Here is a 20373-nt window from a genome sequence, read left to right on the forward strand (position 1 = left end):
GACAGCGTCCCGCAAATTCCGAGCGATATGGCGGGCCGAGGTCGCCCGTGTAGAGTAAGGACGTTCTGGGCCGGTTCGGCCGGAGCAAACGGTGCGGTCACGCAGATCCGCGTGTGCCGTTCCAGCGTGTCACTACGCACGTTCGAGGGAGCAGCCAGTCTGCATCGGGCGGTCTTCGGTAGTGGCTGCCGGGCTCTCCGGATCTGGGGCAGGTCGGCCGCTTCGATCGATGGCCGTAGCCGTATTCAGACTCAGCGCCTCCCGCGGGTGACCCGCGGCCGTCAGGCCTGCGGTTCGCGCGTGGCCACGCGAAAAAGCTGAATACAAGAGAGGCCGTACGGACGTCTATGTCTGTCGCTGAAATTGAAGAGGGCGTGTTCGAGGCGACCGCCACCATCGACAACGGGAGCTTCGGCACCCGCACCATCCGTTTCGAGACCGGCCGGTTGGCCCAGCAGGCCGCTGGCGCCGTGGTCGCGTACCTCGACGACGAAAACATGCTGTTGTCGGCGACCACCGCCAGCAAGAGCCCCAAGGAGCACTTCGACTTCTTCCCGCTGACCGTCGATGTCGAGGAGCGGATGTATGCCGCCGGTCGCATCCCCGGTTCGTTCTTCCGTCGCGAGGGCCGTCCGTCCACGGACGCGATCCTGACCTGCCGGCTCATCGACCGGCCGCTGCGCCCGTCGTTCGTGTCCGGGCTGCGCAACGAGATCCAGGTCGTGGTCACGGTCATGAGCCTGGACCCCAACGACCTGTACGACGTGCTGGCGATCAACGCCGCGTCGGCCTCCACCCAGCTGAGCGGGCTGCCGTTCTCGGGTCCGATCGGGGGCGTGCGGGTCGCGCTCATCGACGGCCAGTGGGTGGCCTTCCCGACCGTCGAGCAGCTCGAGCGCGCCGTGTTCGACATGGTGGTCGCGGGCCGCAAGGTAGAGGGTGACGTCGCGATCATGATGGTCGAGGCCGAGGCCACCGAGAAGGTCATCGAGCTCGTCGAGGGAGGCGCCCAGGCGCCGACGGAAACCGTTGTGGCCGAAGGGCTCGAGGCCGCCAAGCCGTTCATCGCCGCGCTGTGCGCCGCGCAGGAGGAGCTGGCCGGGGCCGCCGCCAAGCCGGTCGGCGAGTTCCCGACGTTCCCGGACTACCAGGAAGACGTCTACTACTCGGTCGCCTCGGTGGCCACCGACGAGCTGGCCAAGGCGCTGACCATCGGCGGCAAGGCCGAACGCGACGCGCGCACCGACGAGCTCAAGGCCGAGGTGGCCCAGCGGCTCGCCGAGACCTACGAGGGCCGGGAGAAGGAGGTCAGCGCCGCGTTCCGCTCGCTGACCAAGAAGCTGGTGCGCCAGCGCATCCTGACCGACCACTTCCGCATCGACGGCCGCGGCATCACCGACATCCGCGCGCTGTCGGCCGAGGTCGCCGTGGTGCCGCGGGCGCACGGCAGCGCGCTGTTCCAGCGCGGCGAGACCCAGATCCTGGGCGTCACCACCCTGGACATGGTCAAGATGGCTCAGCAGATCGACTCGCTGGGACCGGAGACCTCCAAGCGCTACATGCACCACTACAACTTCCCGCCGTTCTCCACCGGCGAGACCGGCCGCGTGGGCTCGCCCAAGCGGCGCGAGATCGGGCACGGCGCGCTCGCCGAGCGCGCGCTGATCCCGGTGCTGCCGGGCGTCGAGGAGTTCCCGTACGCCATCCGTCAGGTGTCCGAGGCGCTGGGCTCCAACGGCTCGACGTCGATGGGTTCGGTGTGCGCGTCCACCCTGTCCCTGCTGAACGCCGGTGTGCCGTTGAAGGCGCCGGTGGCCGGCATCGCGATGGGCCTGGTCTCCGATGACGTCGAGGTCGACGGCAAGACGGAGCGCCGCTTCGTCACCCTGACCGACATCCTGGGCGCCGAGGACGCGTTCGGCGACATGGACTTCAAGTGCGCCGGCACCAAGGACTTCGTCACCGCGCTGCAGCTGGACACCAAGCTCGACGGCATTCCGTCGCAGGTGCTGGCGGGCGCGCTGGGGCAGGCCAAGGACGCGCGGTTGACCATCCTGGAGGTCATGGCCGAGGCGATCGACGCGCCCGACGAGATGAGCCCCTACGCCCCGCGGGTCACCACCATCAAGGTTCCGGTGGACAAGATTGGTGAGGTGATCGGGCCCAAGGGCAAGGTCATCAACGCGATCACCGAGGAGACCGGCGCCCAGATCTCCATCGAGGACGACGGCACCGTGTTCGTCGGCGCCACCGACGGGCCCTCGGCGCAGGCCGCGATCGACCGGATCAACGCCATCGCCAACCCGCAGCTGCCGACCGTGGGCGAGCGGTTCCTCGGAACCGTGGTCAAGACAACGGATTTCGGTGCGTTCGTGTCGCTGCTGCCGGGGCGTGACGGCCTGGTGCACATCTCCAAGCTCGGTAAGGGCAAGCGCATCGCGAAGGTCGAGGACGTGGTGAACGTCGGCGACAAGCTGCGCGTCGAGATCGCCGACATCGACAAGCGGGGCAAGATCTCGCTGGTTCTGGTGGAGGAAGACAACTCGGCTCCCGCCGATGCCCCGGCGGCCGCCCCTGCCGATGCCGCGACGGCGAGCAGCTGACTCATCGACCGGGACGCGTCCCGGTCGGGCCGGCGCGCTGCGCCGGAGCAAGGTCGCTGAGGAGGAATCGGCAACCCAGGCCGCGCTGCGGCGCACCACGCTGCCGGGCGGCTTGCGGGTGGTCACCGAGCACCTCCCCGCGGTGCGTTCCGCCTCGGTCGGGGTCTGGGTCGGGGTCGGCTCGCGCGACGAGGGTGCCACCGTGGCCGGCGCCGCGCACTTCCTCGAGCATCTGCTGTTCAAGTCGACCCCCAGTCGCACGGCGGTCGACATCGCGCAGGCGATGGACGCCGTCGGGGGAGAGCTGAACGCGTTCACCGCGAAGGAGCACACCTGCTACTACGCGCACGTGCTCGACAGCGACCTGGCGCTGGCCGTCGACCTGGTCGCCGACGTGGTGCTCAACGGGTGCTGCGCGGCCAACGACGTCGAGCTGGAACGCGACGTGGTCCTCGAAGAGATCGCCATGCGAGACGACGACCCCGAGGACGCGCTCGGTGACATGTTCCTGAGCGCGCTGTTCGGTGACCACCCGGTCGGCCGCCCGGTCATCGGCACCGCGCGCTCGGTGACGTCGATGACGCGCAACCAGCTGCACTCGTTTCATGTCCGGCGCTACACGCCGGAGCGGATGGTGGTGGCGGTGGCCGGCAACGTCGACCACGACGAGGTGGTGGCGTTGGTGCGCCGGCACTTCGGGCCGCATCTGGTTCGCGGCCGCGAACCGATCGCGCCGCGCAAGGGCGCCGGACGGGTCGCCGGCCGGCCCGCTCTGCTGCTGGGCAACCGGGACGCCGAGCAGGCCCACGTGTCGCTGGGTGTCCGCACGCCCGGGCGCGGCTGGGAGCACCGCTGGGCGCTGTCGGTGCTCAACACCGCTCTGGGCGGCGGCCTGAGCTCGCGGCTGTTCCAGGAGGTTCGGGAGCTGCGCGGCCTGGCCTACTCCGTGTACTCGACGGTGGACGTGTTCGCCGACAGCGGCGCGCTGTCGGTGTATGCCGCCTGCCAGCCGGAACGCTTCGCCGAGGTGATGGCGGTGACCAGCGGCGTGCTCGAGTCGGTGGCGCGCGACGGCATCACCGAGTCGGAATGCCGGATCGCCAAGGGGTCGTTGCGCGGCGGGCTGGTGCTGGGGCTGGAGGACTCCAGCTCGCGGATGAGCCGGCTGGGCCGCAGCGAGCTCAACTACGGTAAGCACCGCAGCATCGAGCACACCCTGCAGCAGATCGATCAGGTGACCGTCGACGAGGTCAACGCCGTGGCCCGACGGCTGCTCGGGCAGCGGTACGGCGCCGCGGTTCTGGGCCCCTATGCCACCAAACGATCACTGCCCCAACAACTTCGGGCGATGGTAGGGTAGCTCAAATGTCCGCCTCCTCACTCGCGCCGTGCGGGCGCGCGCCGTCGACGGACTAGCCGAATGGTACTGGGCTTTTGGGACATCATGGTGCCCATCGTGGGCGCACCCATGGCCGGCGGGCCCGGGACTCCCGCGTTGGCCGCGGCGGTGTCCAACGCGGGCGGGCTCGGCTTCGTCCCCGGCGGGCATCGCAGCGCCGAGCAGTTCGCCGACGACATCGCCGCGGCGCGCAAGGCCACCACCGGCCCGCTCGGGGTGAACTTGTTTGTGCCCCAACCCAGCGTCGCGGACTGGGTGGCCCTGCACTACTACGCGGCCGAACTCGAAGAGATCGCCGAGCACTACCAGGTCGAGGTCGGTCAGCCGCAGCACGGTGACGACGACGAGTGGGAGCGCAAGCTCGAGGTGGTGGCCGACGTCCGGCCCGAGTTGGTGTCCTTCACCTTCGGCGTGCCGCCGCCCGACGTGATCCGGCGGCTGGGCGCGCTGGGCCTGCTGGTGATGGTCACCGTCACCTCGGCCTACGAGGCCGGCATCGCCGTCGCGGCCGGCGCCGACAGCCTGGTGGTCCAGGGGCCCGCCGCCGGCGGCCACCGCGGCACCTTCGCACCGGACATGGAACCCGCCAACGAGTCGCTGCACCAGCTCATCGATCGCATCCGGCACGCCCACGACGTCCCGATCATCGCGGCGGGCGGCCTGGGCACCGCCGACGAGGTCGGGGCCGCGCTGCGCCGGGGGGCGGTGGCGGCCCAGGTCGGCACCGCGCTGTTGCTGGCCGACGAGGCGGGCACCAACTCCGCGCATCGCGTCGCGCTGAAGAACCCGCTGTTCGCCACCACCGTTGTGACGCGGGCGTTCTCGGGCCGCTACGCGCGGGGCCTGGAGAACGACTTCACCCGCATGCTCGACCACGTCGCGCCGCTGGGCTATCCCGAGGTCAACCAGATGACCTCGCCGATCCGGGAAGCCGCCGCGGCCATCGAGGATCCCAACGGCATGCCGCTGTGGGCCGGGACGTCGTTCAAGAACGCCTGCGCGGGCCCCGCGGCCGACATCATCGCCAACCTCGCGGCCACCAGCTAGCCGCGCCCCGGTCAGCCCAGAACGGCGGCCGGGCCGGTGAACGGCAGCCCGAGGTCGGTGGCCACCTGCTCGGACAGCAGCGCGCCATCGTGCGTCGAAAGACCTTTGGCCAGAGCGTGATCCGAGCGGCACGCCGCCCGCCAGCCACGGTCGGCGAGCGCGAGCACGTACGGCATGGTCGCATTGGTGAGCGCCACCGTCGACGTCTTGGGCACCGCGCTGGGCATGTTCGCAACGCAGTAGAACACGGTGTCGTGCACCGCGAAGGTGGGGTCGTCGTGCGTGGTGGGCCGCGAGTCCTCGAAGCAACCACCCTGGTCGATGGAGATGTCCACCAGCACGGCGCCCGATTTCATCTGCGAGACAAGGGAATTCGAGATCAGCTTGGGCGCCTTCGCACCGGGCAGCAGCACCGCGCCGATGACCAGGTCGGCGCGCTTGACGGTGCCCTCCAGGTCGTAGGCCGACGAGTAGCGGGTGCGGACCTGGCCGCCGAACTCCGCGTCGAGCAGCCGAAGCTTGTTGATGTTGACGTCGAGCACCGTGACCGACGCCCCCATGCCGCCCGCGACCCGCGCGGCGTTGTAGCCCGCCGTTCCCGCGCCCACCACCACGACGTCGGCGGGCTTGACGCCCGGCACCCCGCCCATCAACACGCCGCGCCCGCCGTGGGTGCGCATCAGGTGGTAGGCCCCCACCTGAGCGGACAGCCGGCCGGCGACCTCGCTCATCGGGGCCAGCAACGGCAGCGTGCCGTCGGCGCTCTGCACCGTCTCGTAGGCGATCGACGTCGTTCCCGACGCCAGCAGCGCCTCGGTGCACGCACGCGAGGCGGCCAGATGCAGATAGGTGAACAGGATCTGGTTGCGCCGCAACAGGTCATACTCTGCCGGCACCGGTTCTTTGACCTTGAGCAGCAGGTCCGCGTCGGCCCAGACCTGGTCGGCGGTGTCGGCCAGCTGGGCGCCCGCCGCCTTGAACTCCGCGTCGGTGATGGCCGACCCTTCCCCGGCGCCGGCCTGCACCAACACGTCATGGCCGCGGCGGGTCAGCTCGGCGACGCCGGCCGGGGTGAGGGCAACCCGGAACTCGTTGGTCTTGGTCTCGGTCGGTACGCCGACTCGCATGATCGCCCCTTGATCGCCGGTTCACCAACAAGTGTGAAGAAAGTTCGCGGGGGCCGCAAAAGCTCGGTGTTCGCTGGCTATGATCGGCGGATGACCGACCCGTGCGCGCAGGCCACCGTCCAGATCGACGCCCGGCCCGACGTCGTGTACCGGCTCATCACCGACCTGCCCACGCTGGCCGAGCTGGCCGAGGAGGCGGTGGCGATGGAGTGGCGCAAGGGCGACGCGGTGAGCCCGGGCGCGGTGTTCACCGGTCACAACCGCAGCGGCAGCCGGCGCTGGAGCACCAAGTGCACGATCACCGACGCCGAACCGGGCCGTCGCTTCGCGTTCGACGTGAGCCACACCATGATTCCGATCGCCCGCTGGCAATACGACATCGCCGCGGCCGGCGGCGGATGCGAGGTCACCGAAAGCACCTGGGACCGCAGGCCCGGCTGGTTCCGCAAGGTCGCCGGCAAGGCCACCGGCGTCAGCGATCGGGTGACCGCCAACACCGAGCACATCCGGCTCACCCTGCAGCGCCTCAAGCGCCGCGCCGAGACCGAGTAGCCCAAAACCGGGAGTTCCGATGACGCGACGCGATCCCGCCGTAGCCGTCATCGGCGCCGGCATGTCGGGCTTGTGCGTCGCAATTGCCTTGCTGCGCAGCGGTATCAGCGATGTGACCGTGTACGAGAAGGCCGACGAGGTGGGCGGCACCTGGCGCGACAATACCTATCCCGGTCTGGTCTGCGACGTCCCGTCGCGCATCTATCAGTACAGCTTCGCCAGGAAACCCGACTGGTCGCACCTGTTCTCGCCCGGCGGTGAGATCCAGGCCTACTTCCGCGACATCGCCGACCGTTACGCGCTGCGCGACCGGATCCGTTTCGGCACCGAGGTCTGCCATGCGCGTTTCGAGGACGGCCGCTGGGTGCTGCGCACCGCCGCGGGGCAGGAATTCAAGGTCGACTTCTTGATCTCGGCCACCGGCGTGCTGCACCACCCGCGACTGCCGTCGATCCGGGGCCTGGATGACTTCGGCGGCAACGTTTTTCACTCGGCCCGCTGGGATCACGGCGTCGACGTCCGCGGGCGGCGCGTGGCGATCGTCGGCAACGGGTCGACGGGCGTGCAGCTGGTGTGCGGCCTGGCCGGGGTGGCCGCACACGTCGCGCTGTTCCAGCGCACCGCGCAATGGGTGCTGCGCCTGGCCAATCCGCGCTACAGCGGCTTCACCGGGATCACCCGGCGCAAGATGCCGTGGCTGGACGGGTGGGCGTATCGCATCTACAGCCTCGGATTCGACTACTTCGCGGTCGGCCTGACCAAGCCGGGCCTGCGCCGCAAGATCATGGCGGCGTTGTGCCGCGCCAGCCTCTGGGAGATCCGCGATCCCGAGTTGCGGCGGTCCCTGACCCCCGACTACACGCCGGCGTGCAAACGCCTGGTCATGTCGAACGGTTTCTACCGGGCGATGCAGCGCGACGACGTCGACCTGGTGACGGCGGGCATCGACCATGTGGAACGGCGCGGCATCGTCACCGCCGACGGCGTCCTGCACGACGTCGACATCATCGTGCTCGCCACGGGGTTCGACACGCACGCGTTCTTCCGGCCGATGGAGCTGATCGGCCGCGACGGGATCCGCGCCGACGACGTCTGGCGCGACGGGCCCCGGGCCTACCAAACCGTCGCGCTGTCGGGCTTCCCCAACTTCTTCATGATGCTGGGGCCGCACAGCCCGGTGGGAAACCTGGCGCTGACGACGGTGGCCGAATCGCAGGCTGACCACATCGTGGGCTGGATCGAACGCTGGCGGCGCCGCGAATTCGACACGGTCGAGCCGACGGCCGCGGCGACGGAGCGGTTCAACGCGAAGCTGCGCGCCGCGATGCCGGACACCGTGTGGACCACCGGCTGCAACAGCTGGTACCTGAACAAGGACGGCGTGCCCGAGGTGTGGCCCCTGACGCCGGCCGAACACCGCCGGATGCTGGCCAACCCCGACCCCGGCCAGTATGACCTGCGCCGCCGCGTCGCTGCGGGCTGACAGCGACCACGGGCGATCACCAAAGAACCCAGTACCGGCGGTTTCGCATATCTGGATGTCGTACCTATACTTGGGACGCGCGACGCCCGCCGCAACACCGTGATCGAGGGCCGAACGCCGAGGTAGGGGGCATGATGCTGACCGCTGACAACCAACTCGACCAGGCAGCGGGGCCACATGACGCCTCGCTGGACCACGAGCGACTGGTGCTCGAGGCCCGCGACGTGGACTTCGACTGGACGCAGCTGCCGTTCCACTACGTGCCCGGTGAGCCGTTCGCCACCCACGTCCTCAACGTGCTGCACCTGCTGCTGCCCGCCGGCGAAGAGTTCTTCGTCGAGGTGTTCAAGCAGACGCTGCCGCTGATCAAGGACGACCAGCTGCGCCTGGACGTCCAGGGCTTCATCGGCCAGGAGGCCGTGCATTCGCAGGCGCACGCGAACGTGCTCGCCCACTTCGCCGCCCGCGACATCGACCTGACCCCCTACACCGGCCAGATCAAGTGGCTGTTCGCCAAGCTGCTCGGGCCCCGGCCCGATTGGAGCCGGCGCCGCCAGCAGGGCTGGCTTCTCGAGCAGGTTTCGATCGTCTCGGCGATCGAGCACTACACCGCCATCTTGGGCGAGTGGATTCTCGACTCGCCGGCGCACGACAGGATCGGCACCGATCCGGTGATGCTGGACATGCTGCGCTGGCACGGCGCCGAAGAGGTCGAGCACAAGGCGGTGGCCTTCGACACCATGAAGCATCTGCAGGCCGGCTACTGGCGGCAGGTGCGCGCCCAGCTGGTGGTGACGCCCGCCATGCTGCTGCTGTGGATCCGCGGCGTGCGGTTCATGTACTCGCTGGATCCCCACCTGCCGCCGCGCACCAAGCCGCGCTGGCGCGACTACTTCTCCGCGGCGCGCCGCGGCCTGGTGCCCGGGCCGCTGCGTTTCATCCGGGCGATCGGCAACTACTACCGCCCGGGCTTTCACCCCTCGCAGCTCGGCGGGCTGGAGCGCGCCGTCGACTACCTGGCCATCTCACCCGCCGCGCGCGCCTCGCACTGATGACCGTCTCCTCCACCATCACATCGACCATCAGCGCCTGCGACGGCGTCACGCTGGCCGTGCACCGGTACACCGACGTCGACCCGGCGCGCCCAACCATCCTGGCGATCCACGGCTTTCCCGACAATCACCACGTCTGGGACGGCGTGGCCGAGGAGCTGGCCGGCAAGCCGTACAACGTCGTGGCCTACGACGTGCGTGGCGCCGGTGAATCCACCCGTCCCGCAAAGAGATCCGGATACCTCTTCGCCCAGCTGGTCTCCGACATCGGCGTGGTGATCGACAGCCTGGGCGTCGGGCCGGTTCACCTGCTGGCCCACGACTGGGGGTCGATCCAGGCATGGGCGGCGGTCACCGACGACGCGGTGATGGACAAGATCGCGTCCTTCACCTCCATCTCGGGCCCGCACCTGAACTACGCCGGCGCGTTTCTGCGGTCGGCGCGCACGCCGCGGGCCGTGGCGCAGGTCGTCAGGCAACTGATCTCGTCGGGCTACATCGGCTTCTTCTTGTGTCCCGTTGTGCCGGAACTGTCGTTTCGCTCGCGCGTCGGCGTGAAAGTCGTTGAGGCACTTGAGCACATCGGCCGGTCGAGCACGCGCAGCCAGCGCCGCGACACCCTGCGCTCGGTCACCGACTACGTCTGTGGGCTCAACCTGTACCGGCAGAACATGCCGGCGCCGATGCTGGCGCCCGGACGCCGGCTCCCCGAGACCACGGTCGCCGTGCAGACTGTGGTGCCACGCCGCGACCTCTTCGTCACGCCCGCGCTGCAACGGTTCACCGGCTCGATTCCCCGGCGCGGCAGGGTGATCGAGATCGAGGGCGGGCACTGGGTCGTCACCTCGCGCCCGGACGTCATCGCCCGGCTGACCGCCGAGTGGGTCGACCGCAACGTGGCGGGCGAGCCTTCCGCCGGGGCGGCCGAGGTGCGCGGCGCGCGCCGCGAGGTGCGCGGCAAGCTCGCCCTGGTGACCGGCGCCGGCGCCGGAATCGGCCGGGCCACCGCGATCGAGCTGGCCCGCAACGGTGCCCGCAAGGTCGTGCTCGTCGATCGGGACCTGGCCGCCGCCCACGAGACCGCCGACGCCGTGCGCGCCGCGTGCGCCGAGGCCGCGGCCTACCAGGTCGACGTCAGCGACGAGGCCGCCATGAACGAGCTTGCGGCGCAGGTGCGCAACGAGCACGGCGTGGTGGACATCCTGGTCAACAACGCGGGCATCGGGATGGCGGGCCGGTTCCTGGAGACGAGCTCGGCGAACTGGGAAGACATCTTGGGCGTCAACGTCGGCGGCGTCATCTCGGGCAGCAGGGCGTTCGGCGCGCAGATGGTCGAGCGCGGCGAGGGCGGAACGATCATCAACGTGGCGTCGGCGTCGGCGTACCTGCCGTCGAAATCCATGGTCGCCTACAGCACCACCAAGGCGGCCGTGCTGGCGCTCAGCGAATCGCTGCGGGCCGACTTCGCCGACGAGGGCATCGACGTCACGGCGGTGTGCCCGGGATTCGTCAACACCAACATCGCGAAGAACACGATCTACGCCGGGATGAGCGCGGACCAGCAGGAGCGGGCGCGGGGCAAGGCCGATGCCGCCTACCGGCGCCGCAACTTCACTCCCGAAGCGACCGCGAAGGCGATCGTCAAGTCCGTCAAGACCGCTCCGGCCGTGCTGCCGATCGCCGCGGAGTCGCGGATCGGCTATGCGATGCGGCGCATCAGCCCAGGGGCCATCCGGCTGTTCGCGCGCTTGGACATTCGGCAGAAGTAAGGGGGCGGATTCGGTGCCGGAGAGCATTTGGGCCAGCAGACCCGCCGACCTGTACGGACGGCGCGACCACGACCGCTTCGGGTCGCTGCTGTGGGGCGTGCGGGCGTTGTTCGAGGGCTTCGCCACGGTGTCGCGGTGGTCGCCGGAGCGGGTGAAACCGGTGCAGCGCAAGCTGACCGCGGTGGTGACCAAGCGCGAGCTCGTCGCCCCGGACGTCGTCGCGCTGACCCTGGCCGACCCCGACGGCGGGTTGCTTCCGTCCTGGACGCCCGGTGGCCACATCGACGTCCTGTTGCCTTCGGGCCGGCGCCGGCAGTATTCGCTGTGCGGCGCGCCCGGGCGGCGCACCGACTACCGCATCGCCGTCCGCCGGATCGCCGGCGGGGGAGGCGGATCCGTCGAGATGCATGAGGCGTACGGCGTGGGCGACACGCTGGCGTTCGAAGGCCCACGCAACGCGTTCTACCTCGGCACCGCCGAGCGCGAGGTGCTGTTCGTCATCGGCGGCATCGGGGTGACACCCATCCTGCCGATGATCCGGGTGGCCGAGCAGCGCGGAATCGATTGGCGCGCAATCTATACCGGTCGCAGCCGGGAGTACATGCCGCTGCTCGACGAGGTCGTGTCGCTGGGGCCGGACCGGGTGACGGTGTGGGCCGACGACGAGCGCGGCCGCTTCCCGACCGTGGCCGAGGTGCTGGCCGGAGCGGGACCGGCGACCGCCGTGTACGTGTGCGGGCCGAGCTTGATGCTGGAGGCCGTCCGCGTCGCCCGCAACGAGCATGCCGGTGCGCCACTGCATTACGAGCGGTTCAGTCCGGCGCCCGTCGTCGACGGGGTTCCGTTCGAACTGGAGCTCGCGCGATCGGGGCAGCTGCTCGCGGTGCCGGCGAATCGGACCGCACTCGAGGTCATGCTCGATCGGGACCCGACCACCCCCTACTCGTGCCGGCAGGGATTCTGCGGGACGTGCAGGGTCAAAGTGCTTGCCGGACAAGTGGATCACCGCGGCCGCGCCGCGCCGGGGGACGACGGCATGCTGGTGTGTGTCTCGCGCGCCGACGGCGGGCGAATCGTCATCGACGCCTGAGGCGATAGCCCAGGTGGGGCACCTTGACGCCGGGCAGCGGTTCCCAGTCCAGGGTGCGCCCGTCGAGGCGAAAATCGTTCTTCTCGTAGAAGCGTCGCGCCACGCCGTTGGCCTGCGCGCACCACAGCACGACGTCACCGCGCGCGTCCGAGTCCAGGGCCTTGGCGAGCAGCAGGGCGCCGACGCCATGCCGTTGGCTCGCGTACGAGACATAGAGCGCATCGAGTTCGAGTTGCTCGGGGTCGTCGGGGTCCGGCCCGAAGATCGTCATGCCGATCAGCCGCCCGCCGGCCTCGGCGACCCACATGCGCCAGCCCGGGCGGCTGAGGTCGCGGGGGTAGCGCAGCACGGCCCAGCGCTTCGGCGACGTGAGCGTGTCGAGTACGTCGTCCGGCAGTATCCCGCACCAGGATTGCCGCCACACCGGATAGTGCATCGCGGCCACGTCGGCGAAATCGCTCGGCGCGGCCTCGCGGATGGTGACGCCGGCCATTACGGCCGGGACTGCTCGAGGTAGGCGGCCAGGGCGTTGGTCAGCCCGCGGCGCGCCATGTCCAGGTCGGCGTAGGAACCGAGCTGCCGCTCCGACACCAGGCCGCGCATCGCGCCGGGGATCAGGGCCGCGACCTCGCGGACGCGGTCCGGATCGACGGCCAGCCCGGCGAACGCGTGCTGGCAGGTCTCCAGCCAGCTCTTGCCCCAGGAGAACAGCTCGGCCGCGGTGCGGGGGTAGAGCCGCTCGAGCTCGTCCGGATCGCGGGGGAGCGCGGCCCGCAGGTTTTCGATCGCCCGCGAATCCGGGGACGCCAGGCCGCGGTAGAGGGTGTCGATGATCGCGCCGACGCGCTCACGCAGCGGCGCGTCCGGCGAGAGGGGCGTCGACAGCGTGGTGAACGTCGCGGCGCGCCGTTCGGCGGTGCGGTGCAGCACCGCCGCCCAGAACCCGTCGGTGTCGCCGAACTGGTATTGCACCGCGCCCCACGTGGCGCCGATGTCCTTGGCGATGCGGTTGGCCGATACCGAGCCCGGCTCGCCGGAGGCGAGGGAGCGCAACGCCGCCTCGAGCATGCTTTCGCGAGTCGCGTGGCCCCGCCGATTCGGGCGCCGGCCCGCGACGCCGGCGGCGTTGGGTGGGCGGGTCATTGGCCGATCTTATCCGTTGAGAAAGTTTCATAGAGGGTACTTTGATTTTGGCTGTGGCGCGGCCTATCATTCGTAGCCGAGGGAGGGCAGGACACATGGCAGGGCTCGATGGCTAAGCCACCGTTGTCGATGAAACCGACCGGCTGGTTCCAGGTCGCCTGGTCCGACGAGATCGGCGTCGGCGACGTGCACAAGATGAAGTACTTCGACGAGGAGCTGGTCGCCTGGCGCGGCGAATCCGGCGAGCTCACGGTCATGAACGCCTACTGCGAACACCTGGGCGCGCACCTGGGGTACGGCGGCAAGGTCGTCGGCGAGGTGCTGCAGTGCCCGTTCCACGGGTGGCAGTGGAGCCGGGAAGGGCGCAACGTCTGCATCCCGTACCAGGATCGACCCAACCGCGGCCGCCGCATCCGCACCTACCCGGTGGTCGAGCGCAACGCGTCGGTGTACATCTGGCACGACCTGGACCGCCGCGAACCTTACTTCGACGCGCCGGACGTGTTCGCCGCGTTCGAGGACGGCAGCAGCGCCGACGACTACTACCCACAGCAGCGGCTGTACCGCGAAAGCCTGGAACTGCACCCGCAATACGTGCTGGAAAACGGGGTGGACTTCGCGCACTTCAAGTTCGTGCACAACACCCCGATCGTGCCGGTGTTCACCCGCCACGACTTCGCCGAGCCGGTGTCCTACGTCGACTTCACCATCACCTTCGAAGGCGACGACGGCCAAAAGATCGAGGACGTCAACAGCGGCGTGCAGGCGATCAACGGCGGTCTGGGCATCGCGGTGACCAAGAGCTGGGGCATGATCGACAACCGCACCATCTCGGCGATCACGCCGATCGACGAGTTCACCTCCGATGTCCGGTTCATGGTCTACATCGGCCGGACGCCGCACAGAGACCCCGTAGCGGGCCCGGAAAAAGCTCGAGCGAAGGCGGACGAATTCGGGCGCGAGGTCATCCGCCAGTTCGAGCAGGACATCGAGATCTGGCAGCACCAGCGCTATTCGGATCCGCCGGCCCTGGCCCCCGACGAGTACGAAGGCTTCACCGCAATCCGCAAGTGGGCCAAGCAGTTCTATCCCGAGACGTACGCATCGCAGGAAGGCTTAACGCAATGAGCGCAGCACCGGTTCGCGTCTTTCAGGTCGGAAGCGGGAACGTCGGCACCGAGATGATCAGGCGGATCGCCACCCAGCCCGACCTCGAACTCATTGGGGTGCACTGTTATTCGCCGGATAAGGTCGGCAAGGACACCGGGGAGTTCGCCGGGCTGGCGCCCAACGGGGTCGCGTTCACCGGGACGATCGAGGAGATCATCGCCGCCAAGCCGGACGTGCTGACGTTCCACGGGGTGTTCCCCGACGAGGACCTGTACGTCAAAGTGCTCGAGGCGGGCATCAACATCGTCACCACCGCGGACTGGATCACCGGCTGGCACCGCGACAAGAACCACCCGCACCCGTCGGGCAAGCCGGTCAGCCGGCTGTTGGCCGAGGCGGCCGAGAAGGGCGGCGCGACGTTCTACGGCACCGGAATGAACCCGGGGCTCAACCAGATCCTGGGCGTGGTGTGCTCGGCCGACGTCGCCGACATCGAGAACGTCACCACCATCGAATCGGTCGACGTGTCGTGCCACCACTCCAAGGACACCTGGATCGAGGTGGGGTATGGACAGCCCGTCGACGACCCCGAAATCCCCTCGAAGCTCGAGAAATACACCCGCGTCTTCGCCGACAGCGTGTACATGATGGCCGACTGCTTCGACCTGCGGCTCGACGAGGTCAAGTTCAGCTACGAGCTGGGCGCGTGCACCAAGGATGTCGACCTGGGGTGGTACACCCTGCCCAAGGGTTCGCTGGGCGGTAACTACATCAAGTACCAGGGGATGGTCGACGGCGTGCCGCGGATCGAGACGCACCTGGAATGGCAGATGACCCCGCACACCGATCCCAGCTGGAACATCAAGGGCTGCTACATCACTCAGATCCAGGGCGACCCCTGCATCTACAACAAGCACATGATCTTCCCCAAGCCCGGCGTGGACCTGTCCAACCCGGACAACTTCGCCTCGATCGGCATGACCGTCACCGGCATGCCCGCGCTCGCCTCGATCAGGTCGGTGGTCGCGGCGCCGCCCGGACTCATCACCAGCGCCGACCTACCCCTGCGTGGATTCGCCGGGCGGTTCAGGAAGTAGCCTTTCGGGATGGTGAAAGTCGTTGCTCCGCACGCCGCGGTCTAGTTGAGGCGGCGGTATCCACTCCGTGTCGCCACGCCGTGTTTTTCTTGTCCGCCAACCCTTTTCGGTCAGCTTGTGGTGTGGCACGCAGGCGAATGTCAGGTTGCTCGCGTCCGTCGTGCCGCCGGCGGCCCACTCGTCGAGATGGTGCACCTCGCACCAGTAGCCGGGTGTGTCGCAGCCGGGGTGGGTGCAGCCTCGGTCGTGCGCGTACAACACGATGCGCTGATCCGGCGTGGCAATGCGCCGCGATCGGCCGAGATACAGCGGGCGGCTCGAGTGCTCGTCGAACACGGCGAGATAGTGGTAGGCGTGGCGGGACATTCGGATCACATCGCGCATCGGCAGCAGCGTTCCGCCACCGGTCACCGCGCGCCCGGTTGCCGACGTCAGTTCCTGCAGCGTCGTCGACACGATCACCGTCACCGGTAACCCGTTGTGCCGGCCCAGTTTCGGGTCGCCCAGCTGGCCGCGCACCAGCGCGTTGAGTGCGTCGTGCTGGCGCTGCGCGGGACTGCGCCTATCGCCGCGCGCCAGCTCGTCGTCGGGTTCGCCTGCAACACAGGGTGTTTGGTCGTCCGGATTGCACATCCCGGGGGCCGCGAACCGAGAAAGCCAGGCGTCGAGATTGGCGCGTAGCTCCGGCGAGGCGATCAGCTTCCCGACGCTCATGCCGTCGGGCCGTTGGCCGCACCAGGTGAAGCCGCGCCGGCGCGCTCGATCGACGTCGGAGAACTTTCCGTCCGGATTGATGCGCAGCGCGCATTGGTGCGCGAGCCTCTGCAGCTGATCCGGCCGCAGCGTCCGCGCCTGCCGGGCCAGGAACCGCTCGGCGTTTTCCACCGTGGCAGCCGGTATGGACTCCGGAAGATCCCGGACAAAGGTCTGGATCACCCGCAGGTGCTGACCGTCGAGGATGCCGTCGCGCCACGCCACCGCGGTGGCGGGCAACTGCGGCCCCAGCTCCTGGCCGGTCAGGGTCAGCCGCCCGGACAACTCTTTGGCGTCACGAAGGCGGCGGCACGCCTCGGCATAGCTGATCCGCAGCCGGTCGGCGACGACTTTGTGCACCGGGCCGCCGATGTCGGCGGGCTCCTCGGCCGCCAAGCCGGCAATGACGTCATGGCTTACCGCGATCTGCCGCCGGCGCGAGGCCTCCATCCGTTCGAGCACGCGCAGCCGGACGGCCGGGCTCAGCGCACCGAAGTTCAGCGCCTGGATCGCCGCGTCGGCGGCGTCCTGCGCGGCCAGGGCGGCGGACACCTCGGCCGGAACCTCGATCGAATGCATGTTCGAAGGCTATCGATTCGGGCCGGCCGGCCGCCACCGAAAAGGCGGCGCCTGTGGAGGGATGCCGAACTGTGGATCGTGCCGGGTGCACCCAAGCACCGCAACGGGGTTCACGTTTCGTCGGCCGGCCGGGCACCTTCAGCGCAGGCGTTTTTCGCGGCAGCGCCGCGGGTAACCACCCGTGGTGCGCGCGCGAGTTCTCAGTGCGGCAGCCGCGGTCACCGTGGTCGCTGCCGCATGCTCGTGCCCCACCGGTTCGGCCGACTCCACGCCGGAAAGTCCACCGTTCCCTACCGGTGAGATGGGCGTGCCCGCGCATGTGCGCGCGGCCGGCGGCGCGACCGCCGACATCACCGTCAACAGTGCGACGCGGCTACCGCCGGGGTGCGCCTCCCATTTCGCGAATCCGGCGTCTGACCCCGGATGCGACGTGGTGGAACTGACCATCACCGCGACGTCGCACCCGTTCTTCCATTTCAACCAGCGCTACATGTTCGCCGGGTACGGCGGCGGCAACGACGCACCCCAACCGGCAACGATGGCGGTCGATTACCAGCGACTCGACAAGATGCCCCCGCTGGAAACGGGCGGCCTGCACGACGGGCAGACTGCGCATGGATTCGTCGGCTTCGTTATGCCGGCGGGAGGCGACCTGTACCTCACGATCAACGATCCCGACCAACCCGCTCCCTACACCGAAGCGGCCTGGCTCATTCACACCTGATCGGCGCGACAAACCCACGTTCGCATTGCCATCACCCAATTCGACGCACGCCGCGGCGCAGAATTGGCCCGGTCTAGGGTGAACAACATGCGGGTAGGAGTGCTGGGAGCCAAGGGCAAGGTCGGATCGGCGATGGTGGCGGGGGTGCAGGCCGCCGAGGACCTGACCCTGTCAGCCGAAGTGGACGCCGACGACCCGATGAGCCTGCTAACCGACGGCGACACCGAGGTCGTCATCGACTTCACCCATCCCGACGCGGTGATGGACAACCTGAAGTTCGTCATCGACAACGGGATTCACGCCGTCGTGGGGACCACGGGCTTCACCGCCGAGCGGCTGCAACAGGTGCAGGACTGGCTGGCCGGGAGCGCGGGCACGTCGGTGCTGATCGCGCCGAACTTCGCCATCGGTGCGGTGCTGTCGATGCACTTCGCCAAGCAAGCGGCGCCGTTCTTCGACTCGGCGGAGGTGATCGAACTGCATCACCCGCACAAGGCCGACGCGCCGTCGGGCACCGCGACTCGCACCGCGAAGCTCATCGCCGAGTCGCGAAAAGGCTTGCCGCCCAACCCCGATGCCACCAGCACCGGCCTACCGGGTGCGCGCGGCGCCGACGTCGACGGCATCCCGGTGCACTCGGTGCGGCTGGCCGGCCTGGTGGCCCACCAGGAGATCCTGTTCGGCACCGAGGGCGAGACGCTGACCATCCGCCACGACAGCATCGACCGGACCTCGTTCGTGCCCGGTGTGCTGCTGGCCGTGCGGCGGATCAAGGAGCACCCCGGCCTGACGGTGGGTCTCGAGGCCCTGCTCAATCTGCACTGACCTGAATCCGCCATGACCAAAGCGCTGCGCACCCAATTGCTCGTCGCCTTCATGTGCGTCGCGCTGCTGGTGTACTTCGTGCTGCTGGGGCGGGTGGCCGTCGCGATGATCGGCTCCGGCCGCGCCGCCGCCATCGGCCTCGGCTGCGCGGTGCTGATCCTGCCCGTCATCGGGCTGTGGGCGATGATCGCCACCCTGCGCGCCGGGTTGGCGCACCAGAAGCTGGCCGGGCTGATCGCGGCCGACGGAATGGAACTGGACACCAGCGCGCTGCCGCGCCGCCCGTCCGGCCGCATCCGGCGCGACGCGGCCGACGAACTGTTCGCCACGGTGCGCGCCGAGGTCGAGGACCACCCGGACGATTGGCGGCGCTGGTACCGGCTGGCCCGCGCCTATGACTACGCCGGGGATCGCCGCCGCGCCCGCGAGGCCATGCGAACGGCCGTGGACTTACACCGCGACCTGCGGGACAACCCATGAGCAAGACGCTGCTGATCGTGCACCACACGCCGTCGCCGCACACACACGAGATGTTCGAGGCGGTGGTCTCCGGCGCCACCGACCCCGACATCGAGGGCGTGGAGGTGCTGCGCCGCCCGGCGCTGACGGTCTCACCGGCCGAGATGCTCGCCGCCGACGGTTACCTGCTGGGCACCCCGGCCAACCTCGGCTACATCTCGGGGGCCCTCAAGCACGCGTTCGACTGCGCCTACTACCAATTGCTCGACTCCACTCGCGGCCGGCCGTTCGGGCTGTACCTGCACGGCAACGAGGGCACCGAGGGCGCCGAGCGCGCCGTGGACAGCATCACCACCGGGCTGGGTTGGGCGAAAGTCGCAGAGACCGTGGTGGTTTCGGGCAAGCCGAGCAAGGACGACGTCGAGGCCTGCTGGAACCTCGGGGCGACGGTTGCCGCGCAGCTGATGGGGTGATGCCGGCGCTCTGGCCTCGACGGCCTAATCCGGCGACGGAGTATCCCGACGCCCCGGCGAGGACCGCAAACGTGATCAGCGTGGCGACCGTTGCGCGTCACGCATGCACGCCGATACGCGTCCCGCACAGCACGCCGAGCAGCGAAAGTCCCTCCGCCGCATCACCCCCGCGACGGCGACGAGCACAGTCGCGGGTGAACCAGCCGGGTGGCCACGCCGACGCGGTGCGCGGTCCATGAGTACCTAGGCGTAGGTCGGCTTGAAGGCGTCCGCGGGTTGGGCCAGGGCCAGCGCCGAGCTGGTGCCGAGCGGTCCGTGCCGGTCGAACAGCGTCGCGGCGCCGGTGGCGACACCGGCCGTGCCGTAGTGGCTCTGGGCGGCCAGGCCGAGGAATTCGCCGTCGGGCAGCCGGCTCGCGGTGACGGTGTAGTCGGCGTTGATGTAGCGCAATCCGCCGGTGCCCCAATGGGTGAGCGAGCTGGTGATGTCGCCGACGAAGGCCAGGCGGGTGAACGGGGTGAGCGGGTGTCCGTGCACCATCGGGCGAAACAGCCGGGCCCAGGCGAACTTCTGGGAATGCGTCTGCTCCCATTCGCCTGCGGCGATTCCGGGGCTGCCTTCCAGCGTGGCGCCGTAGCCCCAGATGAGAAACGGCATCTCGTCGGGAAAGCCCTCCGAGGACGACGGCAGGGGCGGCATCTGCGCCGGGGACGACCACACCTGCCCGTCGGGGTGATCACCGCGGCGCAGGAACAGCGCGCTGGCCCGCGCGACGACGGTGCCGTTCTGCACCAGGCTGCCGTCGACCAGCTTGATGCGCCGGCCCTCCCGCTGCACCGAGGTCCGGATCTGCACCGGCTCCATCAGGGCCGGGCGCAGCAGGTCAACGGTGAACCGGGCGGGCTGCAGGTCGGCGTCGATGCCGGACTGCTCTATGCCCCAACCCAACAGGCCGCCGACGATCTGGCCGCCCATGGCCGCGCCCCACGGGCCCTGCGTCATCTGACCCGGAACATAGGAGTCGCCGTCGACAGTGAAGAACGCCTCGGGCATGATGGCGGAATCCTCGATCGTCACCGCTATCACGA

Annotated in this window: 19 protein-coding genes; 14 read left to right on the plus strand and 5 right to left on the minus strand. The window is 69.3% G+C overall.

Going from position 1 to position 20373, the window contains the following annotated elements; all coding sequences use genetic code 11:
• Positions 1 to 347: 347 nt before the first annotated feature.
• From B9D87_RS01235 to B9D87_RS01245, 3 genes are read left to right on the plus strand one after another with little or no spacing between them, the layout of a single operon-like run.
• A complete protein-coding gene (locus B9D87_RS01235; protein ID WP_077091607.1) occupies positions 348 to 2603 on the plus strand; it encodes a polyribonucleotide nucleotidyltransferase in 2256 nt (751 codons plus the stop codon).
• Complete coding sequence (locus B9D87_RS01240; RefSeq protein WP_007775076.1) at positions 2557 to 3963, plus strand: M16 family metallopeptidase; 1407 nt, start codon at positions 2557 to 2559, stop codon at positions 3961 to 3963. Before B9D87_RS01235 ends, B9D87_RS01240 begins: the two co-directional genes overlap by 47 nt.
• 60 nt (positions 3964 to 4023) lie before the next feature.
• Positions 4024 to 5049, plus strand: coding sequence for a nitronate monooxygenase (locus B9D87_RS01245; protein WP_007775074.1), 1026 nt, complete (start codon positions 4024 to 4026; stop codon positions 5047 to 5049).
• An 11-nt stretch (positions 5050 to 5060) separates the two neighbouring features.
• On the opposite strand, the gene ald is transcribed toward B9D87_RS01245, so the two are convergent.
• Positions 5061 to 6176 (minus strand): alanine dehydrogenase, encoded by a 1116-nt coding sequence (gene ald, locus B9D87_RS01250; RefSeq protein WP_007775072.1) that lies wholly within the window; start codon positions 6174 to 6176, stop codon positions 5061 to 5063.
• A 90-nt stretch (positions 6177 to 6266) separates the two neighbouring features.
• Between ald and B9D87_RS01255 the strand changes: the two genes are divergently transcribed.
• The 5 genes from B9D87_RS01255 (at position 6267) to B9D87_RS01275 (ending at position 12122) form a co-directional block, all read left to right on the plus strand.
• Positions 6267 to 6728 carry an SRPBCC family protein gene (locus B9D87_RS01255; protein WP_007775071.1) on the plus strand — a complete coding sequence of 154 codons (462 nt, stop codon included), beginning with the start codon at positions 6267 to 6269 and terminating at the stop codon, positions 6726 to 6728.
• A 19-nt stretch (positions 6729 to 6747) separates the two neighbouring features.
• On the plus strand, positions 6748 to 8211 hold the full coding sequence (locus tag B9D87_RS01260; protein ID WP_007775068.1) for a flavin-containing monooxygenase: 1464 nt from the start codon (positions 6748 to 6750) through the stop codon (positions 8209 to 8211).
• 134 nt (positions 8212 to 8345) lie between these two features.
• A complete protein-coding gene (locus B9D87_RS01265; RefSeq protein ID WP_007775066.1) occupies positions 8346 to 9263 on the plus strand; it encodes a metal-dependent hydrolase in 918 nt (305 codons plus the stop codon).
• A complete protein-coding gene (locus B9D87_RS01270) occupies positions 9263 to 11032 on the plus strand; it encodes an SDR family oxidoreductase (protein ID WP_007775062.1) in 1770 nt (589 codons plus the stop codon). Before B9D87_RS01265 ends, B9D87_RS01270 begins: the two co-directional genes overlap by 1 nt.
• Before the next feature lie 13 nt (positions 11033 to 11045).
• Positions 11046 to 12122: a PDR/VanB family oxidoreductase gene (locus B9D87_RS01275; protein WP_040631455.1), complete on the plus strand. Its 1077-nt coding sequence runs from the start codon at positions 11046 to 11048 to the stop codon at positions 12120 to 12122.
• Here the strand turns inward: B9D87_RS01275 and B9D87_RS01280 are convergent.
• Together B9D87_RS01280 and B9D87_RS01285 are read right to left on the minus strand one after the other, a co-directional pair.
• The gene (locus B9D87_RS01280; RefSeq protein WP_007775057.1) at positions 12109 to 12615 is read right to left on the minus strand and encodes a GNAT family N-acetyltransferase; all 507 of its coding nucleotides are present in this window, start codon (positions 12613 to 12615) and stop codon (positions 12109 to 12111) included. The two genes, B9D87_RS01275 and B9D87_RS01280, sit on opposite strands and share 14 nt — an antisense overlap.
• Entirely contained in the window at positions 12615 to 13265 is a 651-nt protein-coding gene (locus B9D87_RS01285) for a TetR/AcrR family transcriptional regulator (protein ID WP_007775055.1), read from the minus strand. The genes B9D87_RS01280 and B9D87_RS01285 overlap by 1 nt, the downstream gene beginning before the upstream one ends.
• A 108-nt stretch (positions 13266 to 13373) precedes the next feature.
• Between B9D87_RS01285 and B9D87_RS01290 the strand changes: the two genes are divergently transcribed.
• Together B9D87_RS01290 and B9D87_RS01295 are read left to right on the plus strand one after the other, a co-directional pair.
• Positions 13374 to 14393, plus strand: coding sequence for an aromatic ring-hydroxylating dioxygenase subunit alpha (locus tag B9D87_RS01290; protein WP_040631453.1), 1020 nt, complete (start codon positions 13374 to 13376; stop codon positions 14391 to 14393).
• Complete coding sequence (locus B9D87_RS01295; RefSeq protein WP_007775051.1) at positions 14390 to 15472, plus strand: NAD(P)H-dependent amine dehydrogenase family protein; 1083 nt, start codon at positions 14390 to 14392, stop codon at positions 15470 to 15472. Before B9D87_RS01290 ends, B9D87_RS01295 begins: the two co-directional genes overlap by 4 nt.
• Here the strand turns inward: B9D87_RS01295 and B9D87_RS01300 are convergent.
• Positions 15434 to 16804, minus strand: coding sequence for an HNH endonuclease signature motif containing protein (locus B9D87_RS01300; RefSeq protein WP_007775049.1), 1371 nt, complete (start codon positions 16802 to 16804; stop codon positions 15434 to 15436). The genes B9D87_RS01295 and B9D87_RS01300 overlap by 39 nt on opposite strands.
• A 184-nt stretch (positions 16805 to 16988) precedes the next feature.
• Here B9D87_RS01300 and B9D87_RS26940 point away from each other — a divergent pair, with 184 nt between their 5' ends.
• The 4 genes from B9D87_RS26940 to B9D87_RS01320 all read left to right on the plus strand — a co-directional run bounded on the left by B9D87_RS26940 (position 16989) and on the right by B9D87_RS01320 (position 19285).
• A complete protein-coding gene (locus tag B9D87_RS26940) occupies positions 16989 to 17528 on the plus strand; it encodes a hypothetical protein (RefSeq protein ID WP_040631716.1) in 540 nt (179 codons plus the stop codon).
• Positions 17529 to 17615: 87 nt separating this feature from the next.
• Entirely contained in the window at positions 17616 to 18353 is a 738-nt protein-coding gene (gene dapB / locus B9D87_RS01310) for a 4-hydroxy-tetrahydrodipicolinate reductase (RefSeq protein ID WP_007775046.1), read from the plus strand.
• A gap of 12 nt (positions 18354 to 18365) precedes the next feature.
• Entirely contained in the window at positions 18366 to 18833 is a 468-nt protein-coding gene (locus B9D87_RS01315) for a tetratricopeptide repeat protein (protein ID WP_007775043.1), read from the plus strand.
• On the plus strand, positions 18830 to 19285 hold the full coding sequence (locus B9D87_RS01320) for a flavodoxin family protein (RefSeq protein WP_007775040.1): 456 nt from the start codon (positions 18830 to 18832) through the stop codon (positions 19283 to 19285). Before B9D87_RS01315 ends, B9D87_RS01320 begins: the two co-directional genes overlap by 4 nt.
• Before the next feature lie 243 nt (positions 19286 to 19528).
• Here B9D87_RS01320 and B9D87_RS01325 read toward each other — a convergent pair whose 3' ends face one another.
• On the minus strand, positions 19529 to 20362 hold the full coding sequence (locus B9D87_RS01325; protein ID WP_007775038.1) for a thioesterase family protein: 834 nt from the start codon (positions 20360 to 20362) through the stop codon (positions 19529 to 19531).
• Positions 20363 to 20373 lie beyond the last annotated feature (11 nt).

Origin of the sequence: Mycobacterium colombiense CECT 3035, from assembly GCF_002105755.1 — a bacterium.
Classification (GTDB): domain Bacteria; phylum Actinomycetota; class Actinomycetes; order Mycobacteriales; family Mycobacteriaceae; genus Mycobacterium; species Mycobacterium colombiense.

Excerpts from the sequence above, each read along its gene's own strand:
- B9D87_RS01260 (WP_007775068.1), top strand. The coding sequence starts at position 6,748 with ATGACGCGACGCGATCCCGCCGTAGCCGTCATCGGCGCCGGCATGTCG.
- B9D87_RS01285 (WP_007775055.1), bottom strand. The coding sequence starts at position 13,265 with ATGACCCGCCCACCCAACGCCGCCGGCGTCGCGGGCCGGCGCCCGAAT.
- B9D87_RS01240 (WP_007775076.1), top strand. The coding sequence starts at position 2,557 with ATGCCCCGGCGGCCGCCCCTGCCGATGCCGCGACGGCGAGCAGCTGAC.
- B9D87_RS01315 (WP_007775043.1), top strand. The coding sequence starts at position 18,366 with ATGACCAAAGCGCTGCGCACCCAATTGCTCGTCGCCTTCATGTGCGTC.
- B9D87_RS01295 (WP_007775051.1), top strand. The coding sequence starts at position 14,390 with ATGAGCGCAGCACCGGTTCGCGTCTTTCAGGTCGGAAGCGGGAACGTC.
- B9D87_RS01265 (WP_007775066.1), top strand. The coding sequence starts at position 8,346 with ATGCTGACCGCTGACAACCAACTCGACCAGGCAGCGGGGCCACATGAC.
- ald (WP_007775072.1), bottom strand. The coding sequence starts at position 6,176 with ATGCGAGTCGGCGTACCGACCGAGACCAAGACCAACGAGTTCCGGGTT.
- B9D87_RS01280 (WP_007775057.1), bottom strand. The coding sequence starts at position 12,615 with ATGGCCGGCGTCACCATCCGCGAGGCCGCGCCGAGCGATTTCGCCGAC.
- B9D87_RS01300 (WP_007775049.1), bottom strand. The coding sequence starts at position 16,804 with ATGCATTCGATCGAGGTTCCGGCCGAGGTGTCCGCCGCCCTGGCCGCG.
- B9D87_RS01320 (WP_007775040.1), top strand. The coding sequence starts at position 18,830 with ATGAGCAAGACGCTGCTGATCGTGCACCACACGCCGTCGCCGCACACA.
- B9D87_RS01270 (WP_007775062.1), top strand. The coding sequence starts at position 9,263 with ATGACCGTCTCCTCCACCATCACATCGACCATCAGCGCCTGCGACGGC.
- B9D87_RS01245 (WP_007775074.1), top strand. The coding sequence starts at position 4,024 with ATGGTACTGGGCTTTTGGGACATCATGGTGCCCATCGTGGGCGCACCC.
- B9D87_RS01255 (WP_007775071.1), top strand. The coding sequence starts at position 6,267 with ATGACCGACCCGTGCGCGCAGGCCACCGTCCAGATCGACGCCCGGCCC.
- dapB (WP_007775046.1), top strand. The coding sequence starts at position 17,616 with ATGCGGGTAGGAGTGCTGGGAGCCAAGGGCAAGGTCGGATCGGCGATG.
- B9D87_RS01235 (WP_077091607.1), top strand. The coding sequence starts at position 348 with ATGTCTGTCGCTGAAATTGAAGAGGGCGTGTTCGAGGCGACCGCCACC.
- B9D87_RS01290 (WP_040631453.1), top strand. The coding sequence starts at position 13,374 with ATGGCTAAGCCACCGTTGTCGATGAAACCGACCGGCTGGTTCCAGGTC.